The sequence below is a fragment of the Microbacterium protaetiae genome (assembly GCF_004135285.1).
Classification (GTDB): Bacteria; Actinomycetota; Actinomycetes; order Actinomycetales; family Microbacteriaceae; genus Microbacterium; species Microbacterium protaetiae.
Window position 1 is genome coordinate 2580800 of record NZ_CP035494.1, and the last position, 18768, is coordinate 2599567.

Consider the following 18768-nt stretch of genomic DNA (forward strand, 5'->3'; position numbering starts at 1 on the left):
TAGGAGTTGACCGTGTGTTCCTGCTGAACGAGGGACCGCACGGGCGATCAGGACCGTGGCCGCATATCATCGAGCGGTGAGAAGAGCGCCGACCATGATTTCGATCAGCGCAGTTGTTCCACTGTTTCGAGTGGAACGGTATCTGCCCGACCTGCTGGCCAGCCTGTCGGCGCAACATCCCGGTGACTACTCGCTGGAAGTCGTCTTCGTCGATGACGGATCACCCGACCGTTCGGCTCAGCTTGCCCAGGACTGGCTGGATCGGATGGGCGGTCGCGGTCGCGTGATTCGTCAGCCCAACTCGGGAGTCAGCGCGGCCAGAAATGCCGGTCTCGATGCGGCGACAGGAGAGTGGCTGACCTTCCCGGACTCGGACGATTTCCTCTCATCGGACTATTTCCGCAATGTCGCGCGCTTCATTCGCCGGAACGACAGCGAGATCGCACTCGCCTCGACGAAGCTCCTGCGCCTTCACGAGCCAGACACGGTGGCGCGCGACGTGCACGCGCTTCAGTTCCGGTTCATGGCAGGCAACCGCTGCGTGTCGATGCAGGAATACCCCGACTTCTTTCAGTTGAACGTTGCGTCGGCATTCTTCCGCCGGGCCGAGCTCGTCGAACGCGGGCTGCGTTTCCGTGAGGGGCTGCATGCGTCCGAGGACGCGCTCTTCGTTGCCGAGTTGCTACTGGGCCGACGAGGCGGACAGGTCCTGGGGCTCGTCGCCGACGCTCACTACACGTATCGCCGCCGGGCAGCGCGCGATTCCGCCGTTGATCAGTTCCGTCGCCGAGCTGACACCTACATCGACAGATTCAGCGAGGGCTACCTGCCGCTGATGACCGCTGCTTCCGACCAAGGTGAAGTGCCCGAGTGGCTACAGTCCATGTTCTTGTATGAGTGCCAGTGGATCCTCCCGGCCCAGCTCACCGAGGAAGGATACGCGGGCGTGCTCGACGAGCATGACCGTGCTCGAACGCTGCAGGCCATTTCGGCGTGCGCGAGCCTTGTCACCGAGAAGCGGCTCTTCGAGTACGACGCGACCGCATTGCCACTGGAGTCGAGGCTTCTTCTGCAACGGCTGGCTGGCCGTGGCATCCCGTCCTGGGTTCCAGCGTTCGGTGATCGTCGGGGCACGTTGTTGGTCTATACGGGCGATCCAGAAGGTGTCGTTGTGCGTGGGCGCAGAGACGAGAAGGTGCAGGTGACTGCGACCGTCGAGACGCCGGACTACTTCGGACAGAAGGTGCTGCACCGGTGGACCAGCGTGGCACAGACCGCACGATCGGTGGTCGCCGACGGGATTCGCCGGCCAATCCGTGACCGTAGACCGGGAGACACCGCTGCCCAACAGCAGGATCGCCAGCGCCGCCAGATCTATCGACAGCTTCGTCGGGCAATTCCCGCACGAGCTACCGAAGTGCGCGTCTGGAAGCCGATCCCAGGCCCTATCGGCTCTGCGTGGGGTCGGCTGGCATGGGACTGGCAGCTTGCGCAGCTCAAATGGCGTCGCACGCGGCGCAAGTGGAAACGTTGGATGCGTCGTCTACTCTCCCGCTGAATCCACGTTCGTGGTGACGAGATGCGCGATGAGGTCGGCGCATGTCTTCCCGGAACCGGGCGGCAGCTGAATCCAGTGCGATGCGAAGGCCTGCGTCCTTTCGCGGGTGCCTTCCCCGCCTGATATCGCCATGGTGAGCGCGTCGATATCGCGAACGACGGGACCCGGCAAGTCGCGGCGGTAATCGAGATAGAAATCGCGCGACGCGACGTAAGCGTCGAGGTCGGGAGCGAGGAAGTAACACGGGATGCCGAGTACGGCCGCTTCGTACAGCGCCGACGAATAGTCGGTGATGAACAGGTGCGCCACTTGTAGCAGCTCCTGCGTCGTGAACCCCGCAGCGGTGTCGACCGCGGGTCCGAAGTCCACGGGCATCAGCGGGTGTACCTTCACGACGAGGTGGATGCCCACACCCTTCAGCGCGAGTGCGAGAGCCGTTGCATCCACCGTCACCGCGCCATCCAGCCGGAACGTGGGGGCGAATACCGCCACGCGTGCGTCGCGCAGGTGAGGGTGCACGTCGAAGATGCGCTCGCGGGTCTGAGCACGCCGCTGAGGGTCGCGCAGTCGGTCGACCCGGGGGAGGGGGGCCGCCACGACCTTGTCGATCGGCGTGCCCAGCGCCTCCGCGAACGGTGCCCGTGCATTCTCGCCGCTGGCCAGGACGATGTCGTAGCCCTCGTGCATGCGCATAGCCTTCGCCAGACGCCGATCGCGTCCTTCTTCGTGGTCGAGGATGCTGAGCCCGAACTTCTTGAACGCGCCGAGCGCGTGCCAGATCTGGATGACGGTCAGCCCGGGGCCGTGCCGCAACAAGCTCGCCACCATCGCATATGTGTCCACGACGAGCACACGGGACGTAGCCACGTGATACAGCTGCGTGAGCATGTGCAGCGAATAGCTCAGCTTGGCGAGGACGCCTGGCGGCACCATCCGCACCAATGTGACGACCTTGACCGACGGGTCGGCGCGCTCAATCGCCTGTTTCAGATCGATGAAGTCGTCGGGCACCGACTCGTGCTCGCGGCTGATCATGACGACCTTACGACGACGGGGAAGCAAACGCAGCGGCGCGTACGCGATGTTGAGGCCGATGCGGGCGACGTGCGCGACCAACAGGCGTAACCCCATCGCCCCGATGGCGCGCGTCGGCTCCGGCGCTGAGCCACCGGGGCGGCTGCTTCGGGGCGCCCTGTGGAGCGTGGGTTGAGGATCAGCTCCCGCGTGATGCGCTCGGTTGACCGTCCGTCGCAGGCGCCCATGAAACGCTGCAGGAAGGCGTGCTGGTCGTCGCCCACGCGGGCCGCACGGATGGCGGCGGGCAGATCCCGTCCGTCTTGGACCAACGGGCCTGTGATGTACTCGTCGAACGGGTAGTAGAAGTCGCGGTCGGCCGTGTACTGCTCGAGATCAGGGCAGAAGAACACGATCGGGCGACGCAACAAGGCGTATTCGAAGATCGTCGACGAATAGTCTGTGACCAGTACGTCTGCGGCCATGAGCAGCTGCGTGATCTCGCGGTCGGCGGTGACATCGAGTACCCCCGTCACGTCGGGCCGGGCGCTCGCCAATGGCTCAACGAACGGGTGCATCTTCGCCATGATCACCCAGTCGTCACCGAGCTCGCGCACGAGCGCACTCCAGTCGACGCTGTCGTAGTCGAAGAAGGCCGTCATCTGGCCGTTGCCGCGGAAGGTCGGCGCGTACAGGGCGATCTTCTTCTCAGCCGGAATCTCATACCGCGTGTGCACTTCACGGGATGCGGCATCCACCGCTTCTGCGTCGAAGAAAACATCGGTGCGTGGGACCCCCAGTGCCTTCACCCTCGCGATGTCTATTCCGTAGGCCTCGGCATAGTTCTCTCGAATGGCTTCGCTACTCACTGTGGCATCGGTGTAGTTGCGGTGGATGATCGAACCCGGAGTCGGGCCGCCCGGCAGTCCCGTCCGGCTGTACCCCACCCGTTTGAAGGCGCCCGCAGCGTGCCACACTTGCAGCAGACGCGACTCTTCACGGATGCGGAACGGGTAGATCACGGGATAGAAGTCATCGAGCACGATCGTCTGCGCTGTTGCGGTTAACCACGGCAGCCGCATCACGTCACGCCACGGACGCAGGGCCTTGAGGTTCGGCTTGAAAATTCCGAAGATCTCCGCAGCAGGCGCTTGCTTCAGAATTTCATCCCGCAGCATGCCGATATTGCCACTGAAGTCTGCTCGTGAATCCGAGAGGAAAACGATGCGGTCCGGCCGTACGCGCGCGACGCGGGTGAACAGCGCATACGCGATGGCGTAGGGCGCGAATCGCAGCCGCTGCAATAAGCGGCTTTTGCGCAGGATGCTACGTGGACTGGGTATGTGCACGCTGCCTCCCTTCCGTTCGGGGCGACGACCGAGTCTAGAGGAGAAGTCTCGGCGACCCATGAGACGACTCCCGCGTCGAGAGGCAAGATGAAGGCGCCGCTCACGGGCGTCATTCGGCTCTGTCACAGAGTCTCGTCGGTATTCTCGTCTGGTGCCCAACCCCACTCGTTACGGACGCTACCGCATGCACGGCTCCGGCCGTCATGCGGTGATTTGTCGTCGCCGGTGGCCATGGATCACCGGAACGGTGGTCGTGGGTGTGGTCGGGATCTTCGCCGCAATCGTGGCGGTGTTCGCCATTCAGGCGATCTCGGTGAAGAACGATCTGCTGGCCGCCAAATCGAAGATCTCGTCGATCGCGACCTACCTCAAGAGCGGCGAATCCGACAAGATCACCCAGGCCGGCGACGACATCCTCGACCTCACTCGCGGGGCGAACAGCACCGTGCAGGGGCCGCTGTGGGAGATCGCGTCGGGCATCCCGCTGGTCGGCCAGAACGTCGACGCCGTGCGCAAGGCCACCGAGGCCACCAGCATCCTCGTCGAAGGCGCGCTGCCGGCAGGCATCACGATGCTCAGCTCGCTGAAGATCGACGATGTCTCGGTCTCGGGCGGGGGCGTCGACCTCGAACCGGTCGAAGAAGCAGCGAAGTCGCTGCCGGAGATCAATGCGGCCTTCGCCGCCGCTCAAGAGAGGCTCGACGGCGTGGATCGCACGAAGATCCTGCCGGTGGTCGACAACGCGATCGGATCGCTCTTCGACGTCATGGACGAGGCAGGCCCAGTCCTTGAGCAGGTCGAGCACTACCTGCCGACGATTCTCTCGGTCGCTGGAGCCGATGAGAAACGCACATACATGCTGGTGTTCCAGAACAACGCCGAGGCGCGCGCCGCGGGCGGGTTGCCGGCCGCGACGGCCATCGTCGAAGTCGACAACGGGCACATCAAGCTGCAGGACCAGACCAACACCAACACTTTCCGGCGTGATCTGCTGGTGATCGATCCGCCGGCCGAGGTGCAGTCGTTGTACGAAGCCGACACGTTCCGGGGCTTCGGCAACTTCACCCGCACGCCGGACTATCTGACCACCGCGGCGGCCTTCGACTCCCTGTGGAATATCACCACCGGCAAGCACCTGGACGGCGTCATCATGCTCGACCCCGTCGTGCTCGCCCACGTGCTGAAGGTCACCGGCCCCATCACAACCGCCGACGGCCGCCAGTTGTCTTCTGACAACGTCGTCGATGCGCTGCTGTACGACGCCTACGTGCGTTACAAGGGCAACAACGCGCAGGACGCCTTCTTCGCCTCCGTCGCCGAGCGCGTCTTCAAGAAGCTGTCGTCGGGTGACTGGGATGTCATGGACATGCTCGACGAGCTGCACGGCTCGATTGTGGAAGATCGTCTGAAGGCGTGGTTCGCCGACGATGCCGAAGAGGCGATGGCGACCGAGCTGGGCATGGACGGAAAGCTCACCACCGACAACACCAAGACAACTCAGGTGGGGATTTACCTCAACGACGCGGCGTACAGCAAGCTCGAGTACTTCATGAAGACGCAGGTGAACGTCACCTGTGACCCCGACGCCGGCACGATGACCACTTCGATCACGATCTTCAACAGTGTGCCCAGCACCGGGATGACCAGCTACCAGCTCGGCATTCGCAATAAGCGCTACGAGATCCCCCGCCAAGACTTCGTTCTCGACGTGATGTACTTCGCGCCGCCCGGGTCTGAGATCATCTCGGTTGACCCGACGGGTGGCGACAACTGGGAGGGCCTGCGCAGCGGTGAGGAAAAAGGCCACCAGGGTCAGGTGGTTCGGGTCTACGTGGCGCAGAACTCATCACGCACGGTGTCGTACACCAGTTCCATACCCCAGGGTGATCTCGGCCCCGTTTCCGTCGACACGACGCCGACGGTGACCGACACTCCGATCACCGTCTCCAAGACGTGTGACGCCATCGTCACGGCGCCGTGACGTTCACTGTGGGGGCAGTTGCGAGCCTTCTTCTGTGACGACATCCATCCGCTCCCGCCACGAGCGTGACTGACCGGCACGCACGAGACAGACGACCAGCAGCAGCAGGCCCGCGCCGAACAGGGCGAAGCTCTCGAACAGCGAGTTGACGATGAGCGTGACCAGGATCAGCGGGGTCCACGCGTAGACGATCGACCGGCGCTCGCCGGCGACCAGCCATGCGCGCATCGTGGCGATGCCGACCATCGCGACGAACAGGAACGCGCCGACCCAGCCGACCTGCAGCACCAGGTCGGCGTAGGCGTTCAGGCCGGTCGTGTAGCTCTTGTCGAGGGCGTAGTTGATGGAGATGAAGGGGTACTCGTCTTGCGGCCAGGGACCGAACCAGCCGAACCCCTGAATCGGGTTGAAGCGCACGAAGATCGACATCATGCGCCACAGGTTCGCGCGAATCGAGAAATCGGGCCCCGCGGCGGCGATGATCTGGTGGCGGAACAGGTAGGCGGTGCCCAGCGCGATGACCGACACCGCGCCCAGGCTCCATTGGAAAGTGTTGCGGTTGTGCGGCTGCATGCGGCGCACGATCGCCAGCACGCCGGTGGCGAGCCCCACCGACGCCGCGAGCACCAGCACGGTGGGTGAGCGCGAGAGTGCGGCCAGCAGGCCGCCGACGGCCACCGAGTAGACGGCCAGGCCCGGCCGTACCGAGGCGGTGCGCCATTCGACGACGAACGTGATCAGGGCCAGCACCGCGACGAACCCGAGCATGTTGCGCGAGCCGAAGATGCCCTCGATCGGGCCGAGGCCCGTGATGTTTCCCTCGATGCCGAGAAGATGCAGGGGCTGGGGGAGCAGGATGCCGATGACGATCTCGAGGCCGAGTGAGATCGACAGCAGCCAGCGCATCACATCGCCCAGAGCGCGTGCGGTCTGCAGGGTGTCGCGCACGTGGCCGACGACGATGGCCAGGAAGGCCACGCCGTTGAACGACACCCACCCGACGAAGGTCTGCGAGGGAGCACCGCTCCAGAACACGCTGATGCCCAGCCAGGCGGTCAACACGATCAGGGTGATGGGTACGAGGCGCAAGAACGAGAGCTCGCGGTGCCGGGCCACCAGCATCCCCAATCCAACCACGCACAGTCCGGCGATCATGGTCACGTAGGTGACCTGGCCGGCCAGCCATTGCACGGCGTGTGCGGAGAAGACGGTGCCGAGCGTCGTCAGCGTGAAGGCCCGTGCCAGGCCCGCCGAGTGCAGCAGCTCGGACAGCCAGCGCAGGTGTGCGGGCGCTCTCACCGCTGCGCCCCGGCTTCGGGGGGAGCAGCGTCGATGAGCTCACCGCGCTCGATGGCCACCCGCTGCTCGATTCGCCCGACACCCACGTGCGGCGACTGCTTGATCTTGAACGCGAGCATGACCACGGCCATCCATCCCCACAGCAGCAGGGGTTCCGACTCGGCCAGCCCCTGCACGAGCAGCAGGGCGCCCACCAGCGTGGGCAGCAGCGTCAGCGGCGAGTACGGCCGGTCGGCGTGCAGGTCCCACCGCGGCCGATCGACGGCGAAGAACCACGACCGCCAGATGTAGGCGAGATACAGCAGCGCCAGCAGCACGACTCCGACGACGCCCAGTTGCATCGACACGTCGATCCACATGTTGTGTGCCTGCATGACCGTCTGGCCGTGATCGATGATCCAGCCGTCGAAGTGCGGGTCGGTGGGGATCCAGGGGGTGGCGAAGCCGTTGCCGACGACGGGATGCTGCGCCGTGCGATCGAGCACGCTCTGCCAGATCGTCTCACGCCCGGTGAGGTCGGCAGAGCGGCCCAGCGCGGCGAAGATGCGCCCGCGCAGTAACCAGGCCGTCAGGGCCCCGCCCAGGCCGACGACCGCGAACAGCACGTACCACTTCGTGCGGGCGCCCGGCCGTTGTGCGGTGCGCATGAGCAGCACCGTGGCCAGCACGACCAGCACGCCGACGGCGGCGAGGTAGATCGTGGCCGACGACGCGCGATACATGAGAAAAGCGGCCACCGCGATCCACACGATCAGCAGCGAGCGGCGCGGAGCGCGCGAAGCGAAGCGGATGGCGAAGACGATGATGGCCAGCAGGCACGCGGCCGCCAGCGGATTCGCGCTGCCGTAGATGCCCTGGATGCGGCCGTCGTTGAAAAGATTGCCGCGGCACCAGTACACGATCGGGTCGGCGGCCGGGTTCTCGGGGATCACGAACCCCGGCAGCAGCGGGCTGCGGATGAACGCCGCCACGATGAACTCGAACAGCAGTGACAACCCCAGGCACCACTTCAACGCCGACGCTATGGCCCGCACCAGCTCACGCCAGGTGAGCACCGCCGCGACGAACAGACCCTGCAGCGAAGTGATCACCAGCAGTGCCCAGGTGATCGCCGAGGTGCCCGGCCAGTGCGACCAGGCGATCGACAGTCCCGCCCACACCATGTAGGCGACCGGGAACCAGGGCAGGCGCCGCCATTGCACCGGCGGGCGCACGACCAGCCACAGCACGACCGAGACGATGCCAGAGGCGATAGTGAGGGCGCCGGTGGCCACCGTGCCGATCGCGTTGACCCATGCCACGCCCGACAGCGCGAGGAACAGCACGAAGATGCACCATGCGCGCAACAGCAGGTGCGCCGTCTTCTCGCGGACGGGCGCCGTGGGAGCGGCGGCGACGGAGTGCTTCGAGGGGACGGCCATGGTGGAATTCAGGGTACCGTGCCGAGCTTTGCCGGCCGGGGCGCGCGGGCAACCGTGTACGCAGGGGCGGCGCCCCCTGTCTGCGCCATCCGTCACCGCTTCGTTATCGGATGGCGACACGCCGTCGGCGCGTCGCGAAGGTTCAACCCGAGCGTGAGGCTTTAGTATCTGCGACTTGACCATCTCGAATCACACGGGTGTAATTATCTGCAAGCGCTTATCGCGTGGGGGGAAAGCAGGTAGGAGAACGAGATGACGGGCGCACAGTACCGCTCAGGCGTTCCCGCAGATTGGTTCGTCGATCCTGTCGATCTGGGAGTGCCGGGTGTTCGGCAACCGGTCGAAGAGGACAATCCGCTCGCGTGGCAGGCAGACGCCCTGTGTGCGCAGACCGATCCGGAAGCGTTTTTTCCGGAGAAGGGCGGTTCGACACGTGATGCCAAGCGCATCTGCCAGACGTGCGAGGTTCGGGCGCAGTGTCTTGAATATGCACTGCAGAACGACGAGCGCTTCGGCATTTGGGGCGGGCTCAGCGAACGCGAGCGTCGCCGGCTGAAGCGGCAGGCCAGCTGAGGGGCATCCGCCCCTCAGCGGCGGCCGCGCGGCCAGTGACGCCCGTTTCGACTCGCTCGCTGCGCTCGCTCGCCCAACGACCGGGGGGTGCGCTGCGCTCGCTCGCTCAACGACCGGGGGGTGCGCGGCGAGTCGGGGCCGGAAAGGGCCGCGCGTCGGCCTAGGCTGTCCAGGTCATGCCCGCCCGAGTTCACGCCCTTCTCGTCGTGCGCCCCGATGCGCGCGTGCCCGCCGCTCACCGGCTGGAGCGCACGCTGGCCGCGCTCGCCGTCCAGACGCACCCGGTCTCGGCGCTGACCATCGTGCTGTGCGGCGAAGACCCCGACGCAGCCGCGTTCGCTGCGGCATCCGGCGCCGTCGAGGTCATCACCGCATCACGCGCCACGAGCTTCGCCGAGGCGCTGCTGCGAGCCGGTCGCTCCGTGCAGGGCGACGCCGTCTGGCTGCTCGCGCAAGACACCCTGCCCGAAGCCGACGCCCTCGCTCACCTGGCTGACGCCCTCGAGATAGCGCCGTCGGTGGGCATGGCCGCTCCCAAACTGGTGCGCTGGGACGAGCAGGCCCGCATCGTCTCACTCGGGGTGACCATGACCCGCCTGGGCCGCACCATCGGGCTGGCCGACGACGAGTTCGACCAGGGCCAGCACGACGCCACCGAAGACGTCTTGGGCTGCGACATCCGGGCCGCCCTCGTGCGCACCGAGGCCTGGACCCGGGTGCAGGGCGTGGATCCGGCACTGGCCGGTGCCGACGAAGGACTCGACCTAGGCGTGCGCATCCGCCTGGCCGGTGGGCGTGTCAGCGTCGTGCCGGCCGCGCGTGTGGCCGTGTACGGCGACGGCGTGGCCGGCCCCACCGGGCTGCCCCCTGAGCGCAGCGCCCACAACACCTACGCGCACCGGCGCGCCCAGCTGCATCGGCGCCTGGCATACGCGCAGGCCTGGGCGGTGCCCCTGCTGTGGCTCGCGCTGATTCCGGTTGCGCTGTGGCGCACTATCGTGCAGCTGGTCGCCAAGACCCCGGCCCGCATCGTTCCCGAATGGGGGGCCACCGGCGTGAGCATTGTGCGGGTGGGGGCGCTTGCGCGTGCGCGCTCGCGCATCCGCCGCGCCCGCAGCGTGCACTGGAGCCAGCTCGCACCGCTGCGGATGACCCGCGACCGGCTGCGGCACTCGCTGCACCCCGATCAAGACGCCCGCGAAGCGCTCTCGCAGCGCGGCGAGCTGCGCTTCTTCACCGGCGGCGGCGCGTGGGCGGTGCTCGGTGCGCTCGCGGTGTCGATCGCCATGTTCCCGTCGCTTCTGGTCTGGCCCGCGCTGGGCGGGGGTGCTCTCGCTCCGCTGCGGTCGACCGTGGCGCGGCTGTGGTCGGATGCCGGTTTCGGCCTGCGCCCGACGGGCCTGGGCGAGATCGGCCCGGCCGACCCGTTCTCGGCGGTCGTCGCCGTTCTGGGCAGCCTCTGGCCCGGCGATCCGTCGAAGGCCCTCGTGCTGCTGTGGATCTTCGCGCTGCCACTGGCCGTGCTCGGCGGCTGGTTCGCCGCCACTCGGGTGACCGACCGCTCGGTGCTGCGCATCACCGGAGCCGTCGCCTGGGCGCTGGCGCCGACCTTCTTGGCCGCGCTCACCCAGGGACGCCCCGCTGCGGTGCTTGTGCACGTGCTGCTTCCCTGGCTCATCTACGCCGGCACGGCGGCGCACCGCTCGTGGGGGGCCGCCGGTGCGGCATCCCTGCTCTTGGCCGCCGTCATCGCCTGCGCACCCTCGCTTGCCCCCGCCCTGGTTCTGGTGTGGCTTGTGCTGCTGATCGTGCTGTCGATCGTGCGGCGTGGGCACGGCGCCGCGCGGGTCGCATGGGTGGTCGTTCCCGCAGCCGTGCTGGCGGCGCCGGTCGTGTTCCGTCAGCTCGCCGAGGCGAACCTGTGGGCGCTGCTGGCAGACCCGGGCGTGCCGTGGGCGGGTGCACAGGCCACGGCGGATGCCGCGGGCCGGGCGCTTCTGGCCGGCGGCTCGCCGACGATGGACCCGGGCGGCTGGGGCGCGCTGTTGCGCGGCGGAGCGTTCGGGCCCTGGGCAGCGACGATTCCGGCGCCCTGGCTGCTGGTGCTGCTCGCCCCGCTGGGCATCATCGCGGTGCTCGCCCTGTTCACACGTCGCTGGATCGCCGGACTTGTTCTGGTGCTGGTCGCCCTGGCGGGGCTGGCGAGCGCATTCGCGGCCGTGGGCATCGCGGTGTCGACCGCGGGCGCCGATGCGGTGCCGATCTGGCCGGGCAATGCGCTGAGTCTGGTGTGGGCGTGCGCGGTCGGTGCCGCGTTGATCACCCTCGACACCGGCTTCGCCCCGGATGTCTCGCCCGACGCCGACCGCGCGCTGGCGGCGGGACGCATACGGGCGCTGAGCGCCACCGTCGTGATGCTGGCTCTGGCCGTGTTCGCACTGCCGGCGCTGTCGGCGCAGCTGCGCGGCACGACAACCCTCACCAACGGTCCCGAATCGACCCTGCCGGCCTTCGTCGCCGCCTCGGGACGCAGCGACGCAAACACCGGCACCGTCGTCTTGCAGCCGCTGGCATCCGGCGCCGTGACCGCGCAGGTGGCGTGGGGCGAGAGTCAGACCCTCGGCGGCCAGTCGACGGTGCTGGCCACCCGCACGGCACCCACCGCGACCGACAGAGAGATCGCCGAACTGGCGGCCGATCTTGTCACGCCCACCTCGACCGACGTCGTCGACCGTTTGCGCCGCGACGGGATCGGATTCGTGCTGCTGCGCAATGCTGACGATGGGGCCGACGATGACTCTGCGCGCGAGCTGATGCTGGGTGCCGGCACCGCGCTCGACCAGCGCGAGGGGCTCGACGCGGTCGGCTCCACCGACAAGGGCACCCTGTGGCGGGTGACCGGTGAGGTGACCCCGCGGGCGAGCGCCTCGGCGGCCACCGGACATCTGGGTCGCGGCATCGCCGCCGCCCAGCTCATCGCGGTCGCTGCCGCCTTGCTGCTGGCCGTGCCCACGGCGAGCTCACGCCGCCGCGCACGGCAGCTGCCGCGCGTCGTCGGGCGCCGTGCGCGGCGCCGCGTTGCAACGCCGCCGCCCGTCAAGGCCGCAGGTGCCACCGCCGACCCCGCGGTACCGGCATCCGCCCCGGCCGAGCAGGGGGAGCAGTCATGACCCGCATCTCACTGGCCGCGCGGCTGATCGCCGGCGCCGTCATCGCGGTCGGCACCGGTGCCGCCGTGACCGGTGGCATAGCTTTCGGCTGGATGCCGCAGCAGGCGACCCCCGTTTCGCAGAAGGTGGCACCCGCGGCCGCCGACTCGGTACTGACCTGCCCGGGGCCGCTGCTGGCGATCGGCCGCGACTCGTCGGCGGCGTCTCAGATCTCCATCGCATCCGATGGCGCCCTGACTCTGACCGGCGAGGGGACGAAGAAGAGCACACTGAAGGCGACCGGAATCGACGGTGACGCCGGCCCGGTGCGGCTGATCACCTCGGCCAGCGGACGGACCACCCCCGAAGCAGCCGGTGCGGCATCGGCCACCGTCGCCGCCGACGATCTGGGTGGATTCTCGGCGGCGCCGTGCACGTCGGCGCTGATGGACTCGTGGCTGGTCGGCGGGTCGACCGCCACCGGTGCAGCCGACCTGATCACGCTGGCCAACCCCGGCGATGTCACAGCCAGTGTCGACCTGACTGTCTATGGAAAAGACGGCGTTGCGGCCGCCGCCGCCGGCAAAAACATCGTCGTGGCAGCCGGAACCGAACTGGTCATCCCGCTGGCAGGCCTCGGCATCGGCGACGACGCGCCGGTGGTGCGGGTGACGGCCACCGGCGCACCGGTGCGCGCCATGCTGCAGTCGAGCCTCGCCCGCGGCCTGCAGACCGGGGGCGTCGACCAGAGCGGTGTCGTGACTGCGGCATCCACTCGTCAGGTGATCACGGGCGTGCACGTCATCCGCGAGCAGCAGGATGACCCGACCACTGTCGTGCGCCTGCTCGCTCCCGACGACGATACCACCGCGCAGGTGACGGTCATCGGCGAGCACGGCACCACCGGGCCCGGGCAAGAGGTGCCGCTGACGGCGGGGACTCCCGCACAACTGCAGCTGCCGCTGGCGGCGGGAAATTACAGCATCGTGGTCACGGCCGAGCAGTCGGTGGTCAGCGCGGTCTGGCAGGCGACCGGCACCGCGGCCGGCGATGACTTCGCATGGGTCGTGCCTGCACCCGCCCTCGCGGCAGGCCAGCCCGGCACGCTGGTGAGCGTGCCGAAAGGCGCAGGCCCCGAACTCGACCTGCTCTCGGACGGCGACGCCGCCAAGGTCACGCTGACCCCCGTGAACGGCGGGAACGCGCAGACCGTGACAGTGGATTCGGCACAGGCGAGTTCGGTCGCCGTGCAGCCCGGCACCTCGTACCGGATCACCACCGACGGCCCCGTGCACGCCGCCGTGGCGTTCGTGGGCGACAAGGCGCTGGCCAGCTACCCGGTCTGGCCCGGTGCGGCGGGTTCGGCCCCGGTGACCGTCTACCGGTAGCAGGCGCTAGAAGCGGAAGCGCTCGGGCCCGAGATCCCACGGGTCGCGGTCGAGGTACTCGGCGGCGGCGCGAAAGACGCAGGCCTCGACCTCCATGCGGCGATGCATGTCGTCGGCGGAATGCAGGCGGCTGAGCCGCTCGATCGGAATGCGGAACATCACGATGCGGTGGCCTTCTTTGTCGACGAGCCAGCGCGGAATGCCTTCGGCATCGGATGTCGCGGGCATATCAGCGACCTCGATGCGCACCTCGCGCAGCTCTTCCCACGCATCGCGCAGAAACTCGGCAGCGGTGCTGACGGTCAGATCGAACCGCTCGTACCGGTTCTCCAGCGGCGGCAGCGGCGGACGCACCACCGGGCTGCGACCCTGGCGGCCATGGCGGCCGTGGCGCGCCGGACGCGGCCGGTCGATCTGCTGAGGACGGCGCCGCATCATGCGTCCATCCTATGCGGCGCGCCGGTGGCGGGGCGGGGCGCATGCGGGCGATAGCGTGGAGGAGAAATGCGCCAGAGACTGTGTTCCAAAGTGGGCTGCTCCCGCGAAGCGGTGTCGACCCTGACCTACGACTACACCGACCAGATGGCCGCCGTCGGCCCGCTCGGGCCCGAGGGCGACCCGCACGCCCACGACCTGTGCGCTATCCACACCGACCGGTTGTCGGTGCCGAAGGGCTGGTTGGTCGTGCGGCACGAGACGCTGCAACTGTAGGAGGACTGGCGGGGTTGCGACTCCGATCGGTCGCTGCGGCGGGTCACATCGAGTGGCGCGACGCGGGGCGCTGTCGGATCTCTTGACTAGGGTGACAATGAGTTGAAGAATGCGATTCTTGACTCCGGTACCCAAGCCGCAACTTGCGTAGGATAGTAATCAGGAGGCGGACGACGTGATTGAAACAACCATGAAGTCAGATTCCGCTCGTAAGGATCTTGAGACTCGTCGCGCGCGCGCTGAGGTACGCGCTGATCAGGCGATCCGCGAGAACAGCGAGCGTGACGCGCGCGAAACTCGCGCCCTGTTTGCTGCGGCCCGTCGAAGCTAATTCTGCACAGCGAGCAGTTCTGTGCCCTCTGCGAGAAGGACTTCAACCACCCTCGCGGTTGCCTCTTCCGAGCCGTTCATGCTCGCTTCGTGCAAGGGAAGCGAACTCGCCAGTGAAAGAACGCCTACGATGCAATTGTCAACCCGTATCGGAACGCACAGGAACGACCGCCACGTGTAACGCGTGCTACTAGCTCGTCCTTGTTCAAGATCCTCGACATCGAGCCGACTGGCACGACCTTCAACGAGAGCTCGCACAGGTGCGAGATAGCTGTTGCGCTCTAACCGCTCCGTCTTTCCATCGACTCCAGCAGGTGTGGCGTGCAGCGACCGCGCCCAGCGGGTCAAGGAGCGACTGCGGCCCGTCGGATCAGCGCGCACCCAGAGCTCGAGTTGGTGACGTTCTGCGACATGATCCAACGGGGTCTCTGGCAACGGACTGTCGAGAAGAGCGCAGATGGTGGTGACGATCTCTCGCAGACGCTGCGGCATATTCGCGTCACGCCCGCCCTGCACGACCCACGAGTCCCACCATTCGCCGAGCCGCTGCGTGTACGCCGTCGTCCGGGATCCGAAGGCGGTGCGCATGGCGGCTTCAGTGATGAGTTGTGCCGCTTGTCCATTGAAGTCGGGGAAGAGGGGTGTGTAGTTGAGTTCCCGCGCGCGAGCGCGCGCGAGCGACAGATTGAGGATCTCTAGATCGTCGTCGGGGTTCGCGAACTGTCCCCTTGTGAGGACGGCGAGTCGTGCTCCGGGACTCCGCCTGGTGGCGCTCAGCGCCCGGATGAGTGGGGTGTCTCCGAGGCTGGTCCCGACCATCACGGTTGTTTCTGAACAGTCAAGTGTCTCGGCGATCGTTCGTTCGACGTCTGCGGCGGTTGCCGCATAGCTGTTCTCGTCGAGCACGAGGGGCCAGCTCACACGGCCGGTTCGAGGCAATCTGCCATGGAGATAAACGAGGTCGATAACTGCGCCTGGGTCAGAAGGTGCGAGCCCGACCGGCTCGAGGGTTCGAATGGTTCTGGTGTGGCCGATTGCTTGAACCCGGAGGCCCGGCAGCGCGGGGACCTCCTGCGCGATCGCGTTGCGCGTCTCCTCGAACCGCTGCTCGAGGTAGTCGTCGTAGTGGTCGTCACGATTGTCGTCGACAGGCCGCGTACCGACCGGAAGAAGGCGAGTCGGATGATCCAATTGACCAACTCGCCACGCTGCCAGCGGCTGGGGTTTCCGTAGAGGGCGCGTCGAAGGCTCGTTCGCAGGGCGGCTTGCAGTGCACGCTTGGAATCGACCGTCTCTCGGAGGACGTGAATCAGACTCGATGCGAACTGTTCAGGTGAACGTACGTCGAGTTGCGCAATACTCGACTGCATCGTGCCGGGGAAAGCGGATCGAATGAGCGACGGCCAGCTGTGACCGGTCCGATCGATCGTCACGCCCGCCCTACAGTAGAGGCTGAGACGACCCCGGGTGCGCGCGATTGCGTAAATAGCCGACTCTGTGGCGTCAGCAAGGAAAAACGGCGGGTCGCTCCGCATTCCTCAACTCTGGCAGACACCTCTGACATCGCACGCCTTGAAGATCTGCGCGCTGGAGCGTCACGACGCGATCCGCGTCGTTCCGTGAGATGCATCCGGTACGCACAGGCCCCACACACCCGCCGTGGGAGAATGGCGGGATGCCAGCATCCACCACCTCCGCTCCTTCGCGCGCCCTCGACTACAAGGTCGCCGACCTGTCCCTCGCCGAGGCCGGACGCCACCAGCTGCGGCTCGCTGAGAACGAGATGCCCGGCCTGATGGCGCTGCGCGACGAGTTCGCGGCATCGCAGCCGCTCGCCGGCGCGCGCATCGCCGGCTCGCTGCACATGACGGTGCAGACCGCGGTGCTCATCGAGACACTGGTGGCGCTGGGCGCCCAGGTGCGCTGGGCCAGCTGCAACATCTTCTCCACGCAGGATGAGGCCGCCGCGGCGGTCGTCGTCGGCCCGCACGGCTCGGTCAGCGAGCCGCAGGGCGTGCCGGTGTTCGCCTGGAAGGGCGAGACCCTGCAGGAGTACTGGGACTGCGCCGACCGCATCTTCGACTGGTCGGCCGAGGGCTTTGACGGTCCGAACCTGATCCTCGACGACGGGGGAGACGCCACCCTGCTCGTGCACAAGGGCGTCGAGTTCGAGAAGGCGGGGGCGGTGCCGGATGCCGCAGCCGACGATTCCGCGGAGTACCGGGTCATTCTCGACCTGTTGCGGCGCAGCCTGGCCCGCGACCCGCAGCGCTTCACCCGGATCGCCGCCGACCTGCTCGGCACGACCGAGGAGACGACCACCGGCGTGCACCGACTGTATGAGCTCGCGGCATCCGGAACCCTGCTGTTCCCCGCGATCAACGTCAACGACTCGGTGACCAAGTCGAAGTTCGACAACACCTATGGCATTCGCCACTCGCTGCCTGACGGGATCAACCGCGCCACCGACGTGCTGATCGGCGGCAAGGTCGCGTTCGTCGTCGGCTACGGCGACGTCGGCAAGGGGGCCGCCGAGGCGCTGCGCGGCCAGGGTGCCCGCGTGATCGTGAGCGAAGTCGACCCCATCTGTGCTCTGCAGGCGGCGATGGACGGTTTTCAGGTCGCCAGAATCGAGGATGTCGCCGACCAGATCGACATTCTCATCACGTGCACCGGCAACACCCGGGTCGTCACGCTCGAGCATCTGCTCGCGCTCAAGCACCTGGCGATCGTCGGCAACGTCGGCCACTTCGACGACGAGATCGACATGGCTGCGCTCGAGGCACTGCCCGGGGCCGTCAAGGTGGAGATCAAGCCGCAGGTGCATGAGTGGCGGCTGCCGAACGGGCGCAGCATCCTGGTGCTCTCCGAAGGCCGGCTGCTGAACCTCGGCAACGCGACCGGGCACCCGTCGTTCGTGATGAGCGCGTCGTTCACCAACCAGGTGCTCGGCCAGATCGAGCTGTACACGCGCACCGCGCAGTATCCGGTCGGCGTGTACACGCTGCCCAAGGTGCTCGACGAGAAGGTCGCCCGGCTGCACCTTGACGCGCTCGGCGTGAAGCTGACCGCGCTGACCGACGAGCAGGCCGCCTACCTGGGCGTGCCGGTCGAGGGGCCCTACAAGCTGGACCACTACCGGTACTGAACGCGAGTGTTGCATGCGTGCAACACCTCACGCAAGAGATCCTTGCCCGTGCCGCACACATGAGCGCGACGGACCTCGCTCGTCGTGCGGGTGTGAACCGCTCGACACTGCATCGGATCGCCACCGGACAGGTCGAGCCGAGCCTGGGCACCCTCCGTGAACTGGCCATCGTGTGCGGTCTTGATCTGACGATCTCACTTGAGCCCCTCAGTGACCCCGACGCTGCCGCCGCGGCCCGATATCTGCTTGAAGCCGCGTCTGCGCAGGTCGAGCTGACGGAAGGCGGCCGCGCGTGGGTGGACCGAATCGGGCGGCTTGACGCGGATCCGCTCACGATCCTGTCGGTGGCGGGGCGTGCGTCGACACTTCTCGCGCGAGAGGGGGCGGCGCTCTTTCGGGGCAATTCGTCGGCGGCCCGCCTGGCGTCTGCGGGGGACGCTGCCGGTGGGCGATGGGCGATCTCGGGGCGCGCCGCCATCGAGCTCGGGCGCGACGAGCCCCTCTCGGGGCCGAGCGTGCTCTGGGTCGACGATGTCGATGCTGCCACCGGCATCCTGACCGCCACCCACGACCGTGTCGCGACCACGGTGAACGCGCAGGTGATCGTTGCCGGCGCGAACACATCGGTGCTCGTCGACACCTACACTGTCGGACCCGTGCGGTACGTTGCCCCCATCCAGATGCTGCTCGACTGCGTGGGCGTGGGCGGCCAGCTGGAAGCGGCGGCGATGGACATTGCGAAGGAGTGGTCGGAATGATCGAACGGCGCGCCTGGGCGCCCGGTTCACAGGAGTATCGGCGCCGCCTCGCCGACTCCGGCCGGATTGCGCATCGCGCGCCCGTGGAG

The 18768-nt window shown here is 67.4% G+C and carries 14 protein-coding genes; 8 read left to right on the top strand and 6 right to left on the bottom strand.

Annotated features, from left to right (window positions below):
* The first annotated feature begins 94 nt into the window (after positions 1–94).
* A complete protein-coding gene (locus ET475_RS11970; protein WP_129390435.1) occupies positions 95–1558 on the top strand; it encodes a glycosyltransferase family 2 protein in 1464 nt (487 codons plus the stop codon).
* Here the strand turns inward: ET475_RS11970 and ET475_RS18155 are convergent.
* Positions 1544–2593, bottom strand: a complete 1050-nt coding sequence (locus tag ET475_RS18155) for a CDP-glycerol glycerophosphotransferase family protein (RefSeq protein ID WP_242497616.1) — start codon at positions 2591–2593, stop codon at positions 1544–1546. The two genes, ET475_RS11970 and ET475_RS18155, sit on opposite strands and share 15 nt — an antisense overlap.
* Entirely contained in the window at positions 2590–3921 is a 1332-nt protein-coding gene (locus ET475_RS18160) for a CDP-glycerol glycerophosphotransferase family protein (RefSeq protein WP_242497617.1), read from the bottom strand. Before ET475_RS18160 ends, ET475_RS18155 begins: the two co-directional genes overlap by 4 nt.
* Before the next feature lie 151 nt (positions 3922–4072).
* Between ET475_RS18160 and ET475_RS11980 the strand changes: the two genes are divergently transcribed.
* Entirely contained in the window at positions 4073–5902 is a 1830-nt protein-coding gene (locus tag ET475_RS11980; protein ID WP_129390438.1) for a DUF4012 domain-containing protein, read from the top strand.
* A 3-nt stretch (positions 5903–5905) separates the two neighbouring features.
* Here the strand turns inward: ET475_RS11980 and ET475_RS11985 are convergent, their stop codons facing one another.
* Both ET475_RS11985 and ET475_RS11990 read right to left on the bottom strand, forming a co-directional pair.
* On the bottom strand, positions 5906–7201 hold the full coding sequence (locus ET475_RS11985) for an O-antigen ligase family protein (RefSeq protein WP_242497618.1): 1296 nt from the start codon (positions 7199–7201) through the stop codon (positions 5906–5908).
* On the bottom strand, positions 7198–8622 hold the full coding sequence (locus ET475_RS11990; protein WP_129390442.1) for an O-antigen ligase family protein: 1425 nt from the start codon (positions 8620–8622) through the stop codon (positions 7198–7200). The genes ET475_RS11985 and ET475_RS11990 overlap by 4 nt, the downstream gene beginning before the upstream one ends.
* 252 nt (positions 8623–8874) lie before the next feature.
* Between ET475_RS11990 and ET475_RS11995 the strand changes: the two genes are divergently transcribed.
* The 3 genes from ET475_RS11995 to ET475_RS12005 all read left to right on the top strand — a co-directional run bounded on the left by ET475_RS11995 (position 8875) and on the right by ET475_RS12005 (position 13732).
* Positions 8875–9195, top strand: coding sequence for a WhiB family transcriptional regulator (locus tag ET475_RS11995; protein WP_129390445.1), 321 nt, complete (start codon positions 8875–8877; stop codon positions 9193–9195).
* Between the two features lie 176 nt (positions 9196–9371).
* Complete coding sequence (locus tag ET475_RS12000; protein ID WP_129390448.1) at positions 9372–12365, top strand: glycosyltransferase; 2994 nt, start codon at positions 9372–9374, stop codon at positions 12363–12365.
* Complete coding sequence (locus tag ET475_RS12005) at positions 12362–13732, top strand: DUF5719 family protein (protein ID WP_129390450.1); 1371 nt, start codon at positions 12362–12364, stop codon at positions 13730–13732. The genes ET475_RS12000 and ET475_RS12005 overlap by 4 nt, the downstream gene beginning before the upstream one ends.
* A gap of 6 nt (positions 13733–13738) precedes the next feature.
* On the opposite strand, the gene ET475_RS12010 is transcribed toward ET475_RS12005, so the two are convergent.
* Positions 13739–14170 (bottom strand): hypothetical protein, encoded by a 432-nt coding sequence (locus ET475_RS12010; RefSeq protein ID WP_242497619.1) that lies wholly within the window; start codon positions 14168–14170, stop codon positions 13739–13741.
* 66 nt (positions 14171–14236) lie between these two features.
* Between ET475_RS12010 and ET475_RS12015 the strand changes: the two genes are divergently transcribed.
* On the top strand, positions 14237–14443 hold the full coding sequence (locus ET475_RS12015; protein WP_129390453.1) for a DUF3499 family protein: 207 nt from the start codon (positions 14237–14239) through the stop codon (positions 14441–14443).
* Positions 14444–14770: 327 nt separating this feature from the next.
* Here ET475_RS12015 and ET475_RS12020 read toward each other — a convergent pair whose 3' ends face one another.
* A complete protein-coding gene (locus tag ET475_RS12020; RefSeq protein ID WP_129390456.1) occupies positions 14771–15964 on the bottom strand; it encodes a GAF domain-containing protein in 1194 nt (397 codons plus the stop codon).
* Positions 15965–16448: 484 nt separating this feature from the next.
* Here ET475_RS12020 and ahcY point away from each other — a divergent pair, with 484 nt between their 5' ends.
* Complete coding sequence (ahcY, locus tag ET475_RS12025) at positions 16449–17921, top strand: adenosylhomocysteinase (RefSeq protein WP_129390459.1); 1473 nt, start codon at positions 16449–16451, stop codon at positions 17919–17921.
* 17 nt (positions 17922–17938) lie between these two features.
* Positions 17939–18679, top strand: a complete 741-nt coding sequence (locus tag ET475_RS12030; protein WP_129390462.1) for a helix-turn-helix domain-containing protein — start codon at positions 17939–17941, stop codon at positions 18677–18679.
* The last annotated feature ends 89 nt before the right edge of the window (positions 18680–18768 follow it).